Source organism: Paracoccus solventivorans, assembly GCF_900142875.1.
GTDB lineage: Bacteria > Pseudomonadota > Alphaproteobacteria > Rhodobacterales > Rhodobacteraceae > Paracoccus > Paracoccus solventivorans.
The window spans coordinates 429,402-443,755 of the sequence record NZ_FRCK01000002.1; the positions used below are offsets into that span (position 1 = coordinate 429,402).

14 protein-coding genes are annotated in these 14,354 nt (G+C 62.1%); 4 read left to right on the forward strand and 10 right to left on the reverse strand.

Annotated features, from left to right (window positions below):
- Window positions 1-86: 86 nt before the first annotated feature.
- Together BUB57_RS05310 and BUB57_RS05315 are read left to right on the forward strand one after the other, a co-directional pair.
- Window positions 87-1,250 carry a cytochrome c3 family protein gene (locus BUB57_RS05310; RefSeq protein ID WP_073063265.1) on the forward strand — a complete coding sequence of 388 codons (1,164 nt, stop codon included), beginning with the start codon at window positions 87-89 and terminating at the stop codon, window positions 1,248-1,250.
- Window positions 1,251-1,406: 156 nt separating this feature from the next.
- Entirely contained in the window at window positions 1,407-2,186 is a 780-nt protein-coding gene (locus tag BUB57_RS05315; protein ID WP_073063269.1) for an acetoin reductase, read from the forward strand.
- Between the two features lie 130 nt (window positions 2,187-2,316).
- Here the strand turns inward: BUB57_RS05315 and BUB57_RS05320 are convergent, their stop codons facing one another.
- From BUB57_RS05320 to BUB57_RS05330, 3 genes are all read right to left on the reverse strand, one after another.
- Window positions 2,317-3,462, reverse strand: a complete 1,146-nt coding sequence (locus BUB57_RS05320) for an AI-2E family transporter (protein WP_200796414.1) — start codon at window positions 3,460-3,462, stop codon at window positions 2,317-2,319.
- A 60-nt stretch (window positions 3,463-3,522) separates the two neighbouring features.
- On the reverse strand, window positions 3,523-6,345 hold the full coding sequence (locus BUB57_RS05325; protein ID WP_073063273.1) for a cation-translocating P-type ATPase: 2,823 nt from the start codon (window positions 6,343-6,345) through the stop codon (window positions 3,523-3,525).
- A gap of 306 nt (window positions 6,346-6,651) precedes the next feature.
- A complete protein-coding gene (locus BUB57_RS05330; protein WP_073063277.1) occupies window positions 6,652-7,491 on the reverse strand; it encodes a universal stress protein in 840 nt (279 codons plus the stop codon).
- 618 nt (window positions 7,492-8,109) lie between these two features.
- Between BUB57_RS05330 and BUB57_RS05335 the strand changes: the two genes are divergently transcribed.
- Complete coding sequence (locus BUB57_RS05335; RefSeq protein WP_159435558.1) at window positions 8,110-9,045, forward strand: patatin-like phospholipase family protein; 936 nt, start codon at window positions 8,110-8,112, stop codon at window positions 9,043-9,045.
- A 118-nt stretch (window positions 9,046-9,163) separates the two neighbouring features.
- The gene (locus BUB57_RS05340) at window positions 9,164-10,714 is read left to right on the forward strand and encodes a phospholipase D family protein (protein ID WP_234951986.1); all 1,551 of its coding nucleotides are present in this window, start codon (window positions 9,164-9,166) and stop codon (window positions 10,712-10,714) included.
- Window positions 10,715-10,759: 45 nt separating this feature from the next.
- On the opposite strand, the gene BUB57_RS05345 is transcribed toward BUB57_RS05340, so the two are convergent.
- From BUB57_RS05345 to BUB57_RS05370, 7 genes are all read right to left on the reverse strand, one after another.
- On the reverse strand, window positions 10,760-11,293 hold the full coding sequence (locus BUB57_RS05345; protein WP_073063703.1) for an HdeD family acid-resistance protein: 534 nt from the start codon (window positions 11,291-11,293) through the stop codon (window positions 10,760-10,762).
- A gap of 1,060 nt (window positions 11,294-12,353) precedes the next feature.
- Window positions 12,354-12,713 carry a hypothetical protein gene (locus BUB57_RS05350; RefSeq protein WP_073063291.1) on the reverse strand — a complete coding sequence of 120 codons (360 nt, stop codon included), beginning with the start codon at window positions 12,711-12,713 and terminating at the stop codon, window positions 12,354-12,356.
- The gene (locus tag BUB57_RS05355) at window positions 12,710-13,369 is read right to left on the reverse strand and encodes a hypothetical protein (protein WP_073063293.1); all 660 of its coding nucleotides are present in this window, start codon (window positions 13,367-13,369) and stop codon (window positions 12,710-12,712) included. Before BUB57_RS05355 ends, BUB57_RS05350 begins: the two co-directional genes overlap by 4 nt.
- Window positions 13,366-13,572 (reverse strand): hypothetical protein, encoded by a 207-nt coding sequence (locus BUB57_RS05360; protein WP_073063294.1) that lies wholly within the window; start codon window positions 13,570-13,572, stop codon window positions 13,366-13,368. Before BUB57_RS05360 ends, BUB57_RS05355 begins: the two co-directional genes overlap by 4 nt.
- Before the next feature lie 6 nt (window positions 13,573-13,578).
- Window positions 13,579-13,773, reverse strand: a complete 195-nt coding sequence (locus BUB57_RS16245) for a hypothetical protein (protein ID WP_084731973.1) — start codon at window positions 13,771-13,773, stop codon at window positions 13,579-13,581.
- Window positions 13,764-14,150 (reverse strand): hypothetical protein, encoded by a 387-nt coding sequence (locus BUB57_RS16485; protein WP_143159621.1) that lies wholly within the window; start codon window positions 14,148-14,150, stop codon window positions 13,764-13,766. Before BUB57_RS16485 ends, BUB57_RS16245 begins: the two co-directional genes overlap by 10 nt.
- Before the next feature lie 6 nt (window positions 14,151-14,156).
- Window positions 14,157-14,354 (reverse strand): hypothetical protein, encoded by a 198-nt coding sequence (locus BUB57_RS05370; protein WP_073063295.1) that lies wholly within the window; start codon window positions 14,352-14,354, stop codon window positions 14,157-14,159.

Genomic DNA, 14,354 nt, shown 5'->3' on the forward strand with positions numbered 1-14,354 from the left:
GTACGGCTATCCTTGCTCTACCATCGAATACCTTGTTAGTTTGAGGCTAACAAAGTCCGTTTACCCCAGCAAGTTGCGAGGCATGGATGCGCCGAATCCTGATACCGCTCGTCGCTCTCTGCACGATCCTGCCGGCTGCCAGTGCGTATCTCAGCCACACCATGAGCAGCAACGCGCAGGAGGCCAACGGCGAAACTCCAATCTACGTCATGCCCAAATCGGGACCCTTTGCTCCCGAACAGGTAGCGATCCCGCAAAGTGAATACATCGCGGCGTGGGCGCGTTCGGGCCATTCGGACGCGTCGTCGGTTTCCTTTTCCTACTGGAACGATGCAGGGTCCATCCCACCTGTTTGCTCTGTCTGCCATTCAGGCGTCGGCTTTCGATCGTTCCACGGCCTGGACGGCAGCACGCCTGGCCTGCCCGAGCATCCGGTGCCGGTAGGGGGTGTCGTCGACTGTGAGACCTGCCACAATCCCGGACTGGCGTCGATAAGCGCGATCTCGCTGCCGAGCGGCCTCAGCCACCCCGTCAATGCCGGAGAGGCATCTTGCATGACCTGTCACCAGAGTCGGGCGGCGGGCGCCATGGTCGAACGCGCGGTGAGCGGCAAGGCTGAAGACACCCCCGATCCCGCCCTCACATTCATCAATCCACATTATGCGACGGCTGCGGCGACGCTGCTCGGCGGCTATGGCGGGATGGGCTATCAATACGCTGGGAAAGACTATTCCGGCCGCTTCCTGCATGCACGCCCGGTCTCGACCTGCGCATCCTGCCACGACCCGCATAGTCTGAGCGTGGCGGAAGAGACCTGTCTGACCTGCCACGCCGACGGCAAGGCGGAAAACATCCGCATTTCGCGCAACAGCTTCGACGGCAGCGGCGACCTGAAAAAAGGCATACGCGCCGACATTGCAGCCAACGCGGCGCGGCTCATGGGAATGCTGGAGGACTATGCGACCAGGGTCGCCGGCGTGCCGATCCACTACGACGGCCACCAGCATCCCTATTTCTTCACGGACGCCAATGGCGATGGTGTCGCCGACTTGGCGGACGGCAAGCCGGTTCCCTATAATGCGTGGACCCCGCGCTTGCTGAGGGCAGCCTACAACTGGAAGTTCATCGGTTCCGATGCTGGCATCCACGTCCACAACCCCCACTATGCGCTGGAGTTGCTTTACGATTCGATGGAGGACTTGGCCGACCCGCTGGACATCGATTTTGCCGGGTTGAACCTGATGCGGTGAGACCCGTGATGCCTCGGACGATCGGTGACAGTCATTGCCTAGCATCGCTCCGGCAGCGTTCTGCGGGAGAAATGCGGAGGCACGCTCGATTGTGGCGGACGACGGCGCGAGATGACTGCGCCTCGGGCGCAAAACTGGTCAAAAAGGAGAAATGGCATGTCTGTCAAAGATAAGATTGTACTGATCACGGGAGCAAGTCAGGGAATAGGGCGAGGCATCGCGCTGCGTCTGGCGAAGGACGGGGCCAATGTCGCACTCGTCGACATCAAGGCCGACAAGCTGGAAGACGTGCGCAAGGAAGTGGAGACGCTTGGCGCAAAGGCCACCACCTTTGTCACTGATGTCAGCAAGCGCGACGAGGTCTATGCTGCGATCGATCACGCCGAGAAAGAACTCGGGGGCTTCGACGTTATCATCAACAACGCCGGAATCGCACAGGTGAAGCCGCTGGCCGATGTGCAGCCCGAGGACCTCGACCGCATCTTCCGGATCAATATCGACGGCGTCGTCTGGGGAATCCAGGCTGCGGCCGCCAAGTTCAAGGCGCGCGGTCGCAAAGGCAAGATCATCAACGCCTCGTCAATCGCCGGCCATGACGGCTTCGCCATGCTTGGTGTCTATTCGGCGACCAAATTCGCCGTGCGCGCGTTGACGCAGGCTGCAGCCAAGGAATATGCCAGTGCCGGCATCACCGTGAACGCCTACTGTCCCGGTATCGTCGGCACGGACATGTGGGTCGAGATCGACGAGCGCTTCTCGGAGCTGACTGGCGCTGCCAAGGGCTCGACCTACAAGAAGTTCGTTGAAGGTATTGCGCTCGGCCGGGCCCAGACGCCGGAGGACGTGGCAGCCCTGGTCGCCTTTTTGTCGAGCGATGATTCCGACTACATCACCGGCCAGGCAATCCTGACCGATGGTGGTATCGTTTACCGTTGATCCGACACCTTTGCGTGACGGTAGCGCAAGATCGCATCTCGTTGCTCCCGCCGACTGTTCGCCTGGTGGGCGGTGTTCGTTACCCACCAGTCCAGACGACGCAGACGTTTTCGCTCACGGCACGATGATCTCATTCCAACGAGGATCGGTCTGCCTCCGCTGGCGGAATCAGTGTTGAGCCATTCGATGTGCCGCGGGTGGTCGTGAACATGTCCCATACAGCGATGAACATGGCAGCAACCATTGGACCGATGACGAACCCGTTGAGGCCAGCGATCGAAATGCCGCCGAGGGTGGAGATCAGGACCAGGTAGTCCGGCATCCTTGTGGACTTGCCGACAAGCACGGGCCGCAGGAGATTGTCGATGAGACCGATAACCAGCATGCCGTAGGCAACCAGGATGATCGCTTTCCAGGTCGCCCCAGATATCAACAGATAGAGCGCGACGGGTAGCCAGACGATGCTCGCCCCGACAGCCGGCAGCAGCGCGAAGAAGGCCATTACCACCGCCCATAACACGGGCGCATGAAGACCAAGCAGCCAGAAGATCAGACCGCCGAGCGCGCCCTGCAGGGCGGCAACGAGGACTGAGCCCTTGACGGTCGCGCGAACGACGACCGTGAACTTCTCGATGAGTGCGTCCCGCTGCGCGGCGTGCAACGGGATGGCGTCCTTGATCCGGCGCGTCCGGCTCGAGCCGTCCCTCAACAGGAAGAACAGCAGGTACAGCATCACGCCGAGAGCCACGATGAACTCGAACGTGGCCTGCCCGACGGTCACCGCGCGCGCGAGGAGCGACTGGAGGAACTGGGTGAACAGTTGTGACAGCCGCTCGCGGATCGTCTCGAAGTTGGAAAGATCGAAACGGTCAAGCAGGTCTTTGACCCAGGCGGGCAGTGTCTTGCCGACGTCGTTGAGATACTGATTTACATCCAGCCGTCCCGACTGGATGCTATTGTAGAGGCTGTTGGCCTCGACCACCAGCGACGATGCGATCAGCATCAGCGGAACGATGACCAGGAGAACGACCAGCACGACCGTAAGCATGGCCGCGAGGCCGGCGCGCCGGCCCGTCGCCTTCAAAAGGCGACGATAAAGCGGGGCGAAGACGATTGCGGCTACGATGCCCCAGAGCACCGCACCGAAGTAGGGCCATATGATGTAACCGAATGCGAGCGAGGTCCCGACGAGGAGCCACAGAAATGCTTGGTCCTCTATTGTGCGCATTTGGGTCTCCACGATGCTCCAACAGAGGCGCAGCGGCCTGCCGAACATTCATACATCCTTCTGCTGAAAGACTGGTAAGGCGCGCCGACGCTCAGCGGCACCGCCCATTCAGGACGCATGGCTTGCAACACTCAGGCGACGCAGCACCCATTTTCGAGTTTCGGCGTACCATAGCACCATGCTTCCCATCAGCGCGCATAGAAGCCATTGATCGAGCGACAGAGGATTGGTGCCGAAAGCGACGTTAAGCGGCGCGACATGGACCACCGCCACCTGCAGCACGACGGCGAAAACGACAGCGCCCCAAAGCCAGCGATTGCCGAACAGGTTGATAAAGGCGCTCACTGTCTCGGACCGCGCGCTGAAGCAGTTGAACAGCTGCGCGAAGACCAGCACGGTGAAGCCGGCCGTGCGCGCCTCGGCCAATGTGTGGTTGCCTTCAATCAATCCCGCCGGCAGATAAAAATCGATGGTGAGCAGGGTGGCCACCGCCATCACCAGCCCGATCTCGATGACACCCCTCCACATCGGGCTGTCGATCGCACGCTCGCCGGCGCGGCGCGGTGGCCTCGCCATGACGTCCTCCGTTTCCGGGTCCACGCCCATCGCGAGCGCGGGACCGGAATCGGTGATCAGATTGATCCAGAGGATTTGCGTGGCGAGCAGCGGGGCGATCAGGCCCTGGCCGCTACTCCCACCGTCCAGCCCAATCACGCCGGCGCCGACGACGCCGAAAAACACCGTCAGCACCTCACCCATGTTCGAGGAGAGGAGATAGCGCAGGAACTTCCGGATATTGTCGAAGATCGCGCGGCCCTCGCGGACCGCCGCGACGATGGTGGCGAAATTGTCGTCCGCCAGGATCATCTTGGCGGCTTCCTTCGTAACCTCGGCGCCGGTGATGCCCATCGCAATCCCGATATCCGCCGATTTCAGCGCCGGCGCGTCGTTCACACCGTCTCCGGTCATCGCGACCACATTGCCATCGGCTTGCAAGGCATCGACGATGCGCAGCTTGTGGACGGGCGCCACCCGGGCATAGACGGTTGTCTTCCGCACAGCGGCGGCAAGGGCGCTTTCGTCCAGGCTATCCAGGTCGGCGCCGGTCAACACCCTTGCGTCCGGACCGGCGATGCCGAGCATGGCGGCGATGCGAGCCGCGGTGCGCGGATGATCGCCGGTAATCATCATGACGCGGATGCCCGCACGATGCGCCTCAGCGATCGCCAGGGCGGCTTCCTCGCGCGGCGGATCGATGATGCCTACGATACCGACGAAGATCAGGTCCTGTTCGAGACCCTCCCCCGGGGCTACACTTTCCTCCTCCGCAAGTGGCCGGTATGCAACGGCAAGCGTGCGCAGCGCCTCGCCTGAAAGGCGTTCAACGTCGCCCAGCGCTTCAGCGCGACGAGCGTCGTCAAACGATACGATATCCATGCCGACCCGAACGCGGCTGCACCGGCCGATCAACACATCGGGTGCTCCCTTCGTGATGATGACCAGTTCGCCTTCATGTTCGAGGTCGCGCTCGATGCTCGACATCATCTTGCGGTCGGAACTGAACGGGATTTCCGTGACGCGCTCGAAGCGCTTCTTTCGGCGGTTATCGATACCGAGTTTCCTTTCCGCCACCAGAAACGCCGCTTCAGTGGGATCGCCCTGAATTTCCCACGTCCCGTCTTGCGTTTGCCGAAGGTCGGCATTGCTCGCGAGACTTCCGCCGCTAAGCACCACGATGTGCTCGGCCCTTGCGGCGGCGCCCAGCGGTGTGTGGTTCACTGTCTCGATCCGGCCCTGCGGCGCGTAGCCGACACCGGTGACGCTGCTATCTCCGGAGGCTGTCACTATGCGCTGGATCGTCATTTCCGAGCGCGTCAACGTCCCCGTCTTATCCGAACAGATGACCGTGGCCGCACCGAGGGTTTCGACAGAGGACAGGTTCTTTACTACGGCCTTGTGGGCCGCCATGCGTTGAACGCCGAGCGCCAGCACCAACGACAGGATTGCCGGCAAGCCCTCAGGGACGGCCGCGACAGCGAGTGAAACACCGAGCAGCAGCACGTCAACGACATCGCCGACATCATCGATCGGCGACAAGATCAGGATCGTCGCCACCACGATTGCAGCAATGACGACCACGGCGACACCCAGCATTCGTCCGATAAGTGCCACCTCCCTCTGAAGCGGCGTTGCCCCTTCCTGGGTTTCGTCGAGCATCGTGGCGATCGCGCCCATTTCGGTACGCATGCCGGTCGCGGTCACGACCGCGCGGCCGGTTCCCTGGACGACAGCCGTGCCTTTGAAAACCATCGGCGTCCGCTCCGCGAGCGGTGCTGGAACTGGTAAAGGTTTCGGATCTTTCAGCACCGCTTCGCTTTCGCCTGTGAGCGACGCTTCCTGAACGCTGAGCGCGGTTGCGGCGAGAAGCCGTGCGTCCGCGCCCACGGCATCGCCTTCTTCAAGGAGCAACACGTCACCCGGAACCAGTTCAGCGCTCGGAACCCGCCGGCGCTCGCCATCACGAAGAACCGATGACGTCACCGCCGTCATCCGGGCCAAGGCAGCGACGGCGTTGGCGGCCTTTCGTTCCTGGGTAAAGCCAAGTGCTGCGTTGAAAAAGATGACAGCTGCGATCACGACTGCATCGACAGGCCAGCTCTCATGGCCCTCGATCAGCCAGGCCGCAGTCGCCACAGCCACCGCGGCGAGCAGGAGATACGTCAAAGGATCAGCAAATTGCGCCAGGATACGTCGCCAGAGCGGTCGTTGCACCCTCTGCCGCAACTCGTTGGGGCCATACTGCTCCTGACGCCGCGAGACCTCCGCTGTTGTAAGGCCGACAGCGGGGTCGACGCCAAGCGCGTGCGCAACCGCGTCGGAAGATTCGAAAGAAGGATCACCCGTCATGGGCGCAAAAGTTTGCACGATCATTCCAACATCTCTGCGGGTTACCATTAGCGGCAATGCAGTCCGCAGTTGGTCGTGTCCCCGCCCTTCTTTGCAGAAACGTTGTACAATAATATGATCTTCGAGCCTCTGTCAGCCAGCGACCAGCTTCCTGGCGGCCAAAGCTTTGAGAGCGACCCGGGTTGCCGGCGCCGGCTTCGAATTCAATGTCCGTCCCGCCAGCCAGGAAGATGAGGTGGGATTGCGGATTTCGGTACGCATATTGTGCGCAAGGACTTGCGGTTTCGCTTCCGGACCACGTCGAGGGAGGTAACAAAAATTCTGGTCTCGCTAGTGAGCCATGAACAATTGAACCGGAGGTTGGTCGAGCAAGGAACTCGTGACCCCGCCAAGGATTGCCTGCCTGAAACGCGAATGTACGAATGCGCCCATGACGATCGTGTCGATCTCCTCTTCCGCCACGAAAAGGCGCAGCCGTTCGGCTACGTCACGCCGCTCGGCCACAAGGGTAGCAAGCTTGCAGTCAATGCAATGCAGGGCCAGATAAGTGGCAAGGTCTGATCCAGGTGCCATGCGCGAGAGATCCTTCTCCCCCGTCACCGTGACGGCCACGACCATCGACGCGGCGGCAAGAAGCGGCAACGCATCCCGGACTGCACGCGCACAGCGAGCGCTGCCGTCCCAGGCGACGACAATCCGTTGCGGTGATGCCGCGCCGCCATGAGGAGGCACGAGTAGCACAGGCCTTCCGCTATCGAACAAAACATCTTCGGCAGCCTCCCGGAGAGCCGCATCGGCGGCATCGACCGCATCCAGCACTGTGATGTCGTTGACCCGCGCTATATGGACGAATCGGTACGACCCTGTCTCGAACGGGGAGTGCGGATGCTCGGCAACAAAATCAACGCCTGCCCGCGCGATCACCTTGCCGGCCGCATGCGTTGCGGCGGCACTGAGCGTTTCTAGCCTTGCACTCTCAGCCTCCAGCCAGCCAACTGCTCTAGCATTGGATATCGGCAAGGGTTCACTGATAGATGGTGCGAAGACGTAAAGCGAAACCACGGCCTGGGAGCGCTGGGCTATCGCGATCGCGGCTTTCAGGGCCGGCGTTTCGACCCTCTCACCGCCTGGAATGCCGACCAGAATGGATTTGAACGGTCCTGTGGACATCCTGGGATGCGTCGTTGCACCTTGTCTCATTTTGATCCGGGCTCCCAATGCTTGCAATAACGGTATTGACCTGTCCCGAGATTGCGACAAATTCTAACCTGTAAGCTGGATTCCGCAGCCAATACTTGCAAGGCCGAGCAGGGTCATTTGCCGCTGGCGAGGAAACCCGTGCCGAAAAAGACTGTAGTTCGGTCGCCATCCCGGCTGGCATTCCAAGAATCGATCGACGAATTTGGTCTGGCGCGCGACAAAATCGCATGAGTTTTGGCAGTCGTCGAGGTTCTTGAGAGGACCGGCCTGATCTCCCAGAATACGCAACGCCGTTAAAAGCCCTGCACAGAAGAATTTTGACCAGAGCATCAACTACGCGTCAGGGGAACGGTATGAACACCAGTTCCCAATTCCAACACTGAACGTGCGGATCTCCATCTTGGCGACGGCTTCAGCCGATACGCCGTATACGTTGATGCAGACCAATAGTTGCCATCAGAAATAAACCTCTTGCCGACGGGCGGGCCATACGTTGTCTTCCGACTTTCAATCCACTTGCGGTCAAGCGACATTTTGAGCACGTTCCATCGGAACGGCAAAATGCCGCGACGCGGCAGGAATGGAACGGTGGTTGGCGCCAATGGCTACAAGGTAGGTCTGGCGCTCGGCGGCGGCGCCGCGCGAGGGTGGTCGCATATCGGCGTCATCGAAGCGCTGCTCGAAGCGGGCATCGAGCCAGTCGCCATTGCCGGCACCTCGATGGGCGCATTGGTCGGTGGCGCCTATGCCGCCGGCAGGCTCGACGCGCTACGGAAATGGGCCGAAGCGTTGGACCGAAAGGCCATGGTGTCGCTCCTCGACATTAGCCTTACCAGGGGCGGTGTCGTCGATGGACAACGTATCCAGAACCTCTTGGTCGAATTGGGCATTGGCCAGTTGATTGAATCCTTTCCCGTTGCGTTCGCGGCGGTGGCGACCGATCTGGCCGACGGGAGCGAAATCTGGCTGGAGAAGGGACCGGCGGCGGCCGCGATACGCGCCTCGATCTCGATGCCCGGGATTTTCAGCCCGGTCTTGCTGGAAGACAGGTGGCTCGTCGATGGCGGGTTGATCAACCGAGTTCCGGTCTCGACCTGTCGCGCGCTTGGCGCGGACTTTGTCATCGCCGTCAGCGTCAGCGAGGGGCTTCTGGACCGACGCAGGGAAAAGCTGCGCGCCGGCCTCGGCGGCAACGAAGACGCGGAGCGCGAGGCGCGGGTGTCGCAGATGCTGGGTCAGGTGCCGGCAGGCCTGCGCAGCCCTGCGGAGCATATTTTGCCCTATCTGGTGAAGGGCGGGCCGCAATCCCCCGGCTATTTCGACGTGCTGGTCAATTCCCTGAACATCATGCAGGAAAGAATCACCCGTTCGCGGCTGGCGGGAGAGCCGCCGCATGTGATGATTGCACCGGAGGTCGCTTCCATCAACCTGCTCGAATTCGATCGCGCAAAGGAAACCATCGCCGCCGGTCGCGCCGCGGTCGAAAGGACCATCGGTGCGATCAGGGATATGCTGTCGTGCTGATGCCGCCGGGAAGATCGCGACAACTCTTCCGCTCTTCGTAATTGGCGCTTTTCCCCGGACACTTGGATAAGATACGCTGGATGCGACGTGCTGTAGACAGAGGGGGGTGCCACAACACGTGCTGAAGAAGATCGGCCTGACGCTGGCTGTGGTCATCGCGATTCTGGCCGCCGCCCATATCCTATTCAGGCCCCCCTCGCTGGAGGGACGGACCGTCTCCGAGGCCGTCGAAGCGTCGGTATCGACCGCGCTCGGCGCGGCCCTGCTGGCACCGGCAGCGCGACAGGGCGGAGAGAGCGGCGTCTTGCCGTTGCTCGATGGCCCTGATGCTTTCGCGGCCCGCGTAGCGCTGATTCGTGCTGCCGAGGTGGCCCTCGACGTCCGGTACTACATCTGGAACCGTGACGCGACCGGGCTGATCCTGCTTGACGAGTTGCGCAAGGCGGCTGAGCGCGGGGTGCGCATTCGCCTCCTGCTTGATGATAACGGCATAGGCGGTCTCGATGAGGATCTCGCCGCCCTCGACGCTTTGCCGAACGTCGAAGTCAGACTGTTCAATCCTTTCATCCTGCGCAGCTTCAAGACGCTCGGCTACGCGTTCGATTTCGTTCGGCTGAATCGGCGGATGCACAACAAGTCGCTCACCGTGGACGGAGCGGTCAGCATCCTTGGCGGCCGTAACATCGGCGACATCTATTTCGGATTCGGGACAGGCGTCGGGTACATCGATACCGACGTCATGGTCGCGGGTCAGGCCGCCGCCGACATCGGCAGCGACTTCGACCGCTACTGGCAAAGCCGTTCCTCCCACCCGATCGATCGAATCGTCGACGATCCGGGGCAGGGTTCGCTCGACCGGCTGATTTCGGACGCGAAGGAGGCGGGGGAATCGGCGGAGGGCAGGCTCTATGCCGAACGGCTGCGGCAATCCGACATCGTCACCCGGATGGCCGCGGGCCAGTTGACGCTCGAATGGGTCAAGGTCGCGCTGGTCAGCGACGATCCCGCCAAGGGACTTGGAGAGGCCGAGAACCGCGACCTGCTTTTCACTCAACTGATGACGCTGCTGTCCAGGCCGTCACGTTCGGTCGATATTGTCTCCGCCTACTTCGTTCCGGGCAGGGAATTCACGGCCGCGCTGGCTCGAGCTGCAGATCAGGGCGTCAGCGTGCGGATACTCACCAATTCGCAGGCGGCTACCGATGTGGTCGTCGTGCATAGCGCCTATGTGAAGTATCGGCCGGATCTGTTGCGCTCGGGCGTTGAGCTTTACGAACTGAAGCCCGAGTTCGCGGTGCAGGACGAACCCGACGCCCGAGGGCTCGTAGGCTCGTCCAGCGCAAGCCTTCATTCCAAGACCCTCGCTGTCGACGGAGAGCGGATCTTTATCGGCTCGTTCAATTTCGATCTGCGTTCCCTGCTCCTCAATACCGAGATGGGCGTCGTCATCGACAGTCCGCGCATGGCATGCGGGCTTTCCGCCGCCTATTCGGAACGCTATCGGCTGATGAGTTACGTGCCGAAACTGACCGACGACGGCGCGATGGTGTGGGACGAAGTCGGAATTGACGGAAAGCCGATCCGCCACGAGGAGGAACCGGGAACGAATACCCTGTCGCGCTTTTCCCTCTGGTTTCTCGGTCTGCTCCCGATCGAATGGCTGCTTTGAAGAGCCGTAGTTCGGCAAGCTACGTTGGCCGAATGTCGGTCGGGTCTAACCCGCTTGATGCGAGCGCTTGAGCATGATGGCGAACACCGCCAGCGCTACCCCGTGAAAAGCCAGATCGACCGCGAGCAGCATTCCGATCAGCCAGAGACTGTTGAGAGGCCAGCCCGCCAGGACGATGATCCCGGCAAGGAGCGTGACCGTTCCGGCCGCCAACATCCAGCTCGCAAAACTCGCCGGCCGGAGCGAGAAGCCGGCCGCAATCCGCAACACGCCCACCACCAGAAGGCTGAACCCGAGAAGCAGAGTCAGAACCGACGAGGCAAGCAGCGGATTGAAGAATGCAAGGACACCCGCGACCGAATAAAGCAGGCCTATCAGAAACCAGTTCAGGAACGGTCGCCACCCACTCACCTGAAAAGCGTAGGCAATCTGCAATATCCCCGCGATCAGCATCGTGGCGCCGACATAATAGATCGAAGCCACCGTGGCGATCGTGACGTTGAAGAACGCAACGATGCCAAGGCCGCAGATCGCAAGCCCGAATGCCAGCAGCAGTCCCCACCGTTCGCGCAGCAGCATCAGATCCTTGTTCGCGATCGGACCGAATATTGTGGCAATCATGCTTGCTTTCCCAATTCTGCGTCAGTTGGCGGTATCGGACGAACCATGAAGTGCATACTTGCGCATCGGAGGCGTCGAGCTGCTCCTGAAGTGGTCTCTGGAAGCGGGCTTCCCGACCGGGCGGTGGAGTCAGCGAGACGCGTCCTGCGAAGCTCGACATCCGACCGGAACCTTAGCAGGTTGGACCTCACGCACAACCGGAAACAGCGATCCGATCGTTTCGGAATCGATCGTTCCGCGATTGGTCTTGCCGCACGGGATCGTCTGGTTTTGACCGCTCACAAACTTGCCTCGCATTGATGCTACCTTGAAAACCGTTCCGGTCAAGGTGGGAATTCGTGTCAGGGATTGAGGCAGACATGGCGGCCAACGAAACGAGGGACCGCTGCCCTCCCACTATTCGAGAACCAGAATTTCCACGAGGCCGCGACGATATCGCTTCTCGTTTTGCTTCACAAAGATTTCGCGCCCCAGAAAGCTATAGCGTAAATGTAGTGATCATCACTATCGGTCGCGGCCCGCCACTCAATCCCCACATAGCCAGCATTTACTGCCTTATGGCGAAGCTATGTGCTGAAAAATGAGTAGCATTTTGTAACGCGACAGAAACATGGGTGTTCTAGGGCCTGACCGCGCTCATGCGGGAACAGGTGGGATTAGGCGGTAAAACCCAACAATTGCTGGAGATTGGCGCTCCGAGCGCGATCTGCAGACCGTGTGCCGTCCATTTGCATGTTAGAACGACATCGGTTCGAGCCGCTGCGAAAGTCGGTTGCACAGGGAGCGGGTGACGCCCGCGCGCGGCCTGTTTGAAACCCCGTAACATCACAGGTTTAGCGGCTGATTTCGTGACCCCGCAATCATACCTACGGAATGACGAAGGTGCAAATCCTGCACGGTCCGAACGGTGCATTTGCATGTTGCGTAAAATCAACGGGTTACGCGCTGATCGCCGGGCAATCGTCGAGAAAACGCCAATCCGGGCCATACCCGCATACCGTTGCGGTGTATGCATAGCTTACCGCCTCCTGCCGACCCCTGCCGTCAGGATCGCCACCACCGCGGCGATGGCGGCGGCGGCGAGGCGGCGGCGGTGTTGCCAGGTGGCGGCGGCGGCGGTGGCGCCGAGGGTGACGGCGGTCCAGTCGAGGGCGCTGTCCCAGGGCGAGGCGCCGGCGAGCAGCAGCTGGCCGCCCTCCCAGAGCAGGCCATAGGCGAGGCTGACGGCTGCCGCGGCGGCGGCGGGACGGGCGGCGGCCATGGCCAGCACCGCCAGGGCGGCGCCGATCGCCCAGTGGCCCAGCAGCGCCGCGGCCCAGGCATAGGCGTCGGCCTGCGCCTCGGGCTCGGCGAACATCTGGCGCAGCAGCTCGATCATCCCTGCACCCAGGCGACCAGCTGCCCGCGCTCGGCCTCAGACGGGACCCGGTCATAGATCGCCATGCGGCGGATCGTGCCGGCGCCGCGCCAGGCCGGATTGCCGTCCTGAGGCTTGTAGCCGACGAACAGATGCGACGTGGCGACCGGATTGTGGTTGGGGATCGGGTCCATATACCAGCTGGTGGTGCCCGGCGCATGGTCGACCATGTTGGCCCCGGTCGCAGCTGCCCAGATCTCCCCGACGAAATCAGAGGGCGGCTCGGGCAGGCTCACCAGCTTGCCCGCTCCCGGGGAGGTATAAACCGCAATGCCCGTCCCCCAGTCCCGCTGAACATAGAAGGTATTTGTCAGCCAGAGGTTATCGGTCGGATCGCCGACGTAGAATACTGCGGTCTCGCTCTCGGCCGTGGCGGCCTGATGATACGAAATTACCACGTAGAGCGGCCCGGCCGGCCTCGGCATGGCGATCGGCGGGACAGCCGCGCCGGTTTCGGTGAATGCGATCGGCGTGTCGGTATGCCAGATCAGCCCGGCGGTAATCGGCGGCAACGCCGGCCCGGAGGCCCGTGCCCAGACCAGCTGCGCCCCCAGATAGATGCGCTGTGCGGCCTTGTCGCCGATGTAGACCGCCCCGGCCTCGGCCAGCGCGGTCATTCCGTTACCACGTACATGACCCCGGGCGTGGGCGGATCGAGTGCTTCATAGGCCGCCTGGGTAATCTCGACCCAGCCGGGGTTGAGCCGCGTCCCCCCGACATAGAGGTCGAACCCCGCGCCGACCCGCACGAAATACAGCGCGTCCGGGTCGGGCTCGGCCGGCAGGGCGCCGACGATCTTGCTCAGTGCGACATCAGCCATCCCCGGTCACCAGTTGGTGCTGGACCAGGCGATGGTCGGGCGCTGGCCGCGATAGGTCAGGTTCTGGCCCTCGTCCTCGCCAAGCGCGTCGAGCTGGGTCTTGTTGACGTGGTTGTGGCTGGCGGTGACGGCGGCATCGATCTGGGCGGGGCTGCTGGTCGGGCGGCCGATGATCCCGTCCCAGGCCAAGGTCAGGTCCATGCTCTCAACTTGGAGATCTTGATCCAGGCCGAGGTGGCCTCGCGCCAGACATAGGTGGCGGATCCCGAGGTCACGGTGGAATCGGCGCTGGCATCCACGACAAGCACATGGGTGCCGTTGGCCGGGGCAAGCAGGTCGCGCGCGGCGATGTCATCGACGATGAGCAACCCGCCGCTCCCGGCCTGGACCGCGGCGTCGATCATGGTCTGCACGGTCGCCTCGTCGATCGCCTTTCGCACCGCGGTGCCGGCGGCGTCGCTGACATAGATCTCGAGCACGCCGGGCCGGGCGGTCGGCCCGACCAGATAGACGGCGTTGGGCACGATCTGGGCCGGGACGGCGGTCTCTTTGAAGACTTCGTATGCGGGTGCGGGCATGATGAATCACCACTGCTGGGAGGAAAGGGTTGGTAGGGGAGGATTGACCGCGACCGGGGCGCCGTCCGGGCCATAGCCGAGCAGCTGGCCGGGGGCGCCTTGCAGCAGGGTGGCGGCCCCGTCGCGGCCGCGCGGCCCCTCGATGCCGATCTCGAGGACCGCGACCCGGTCGTCGTCGATTTCGATGATGGCAACGTCTGTCAC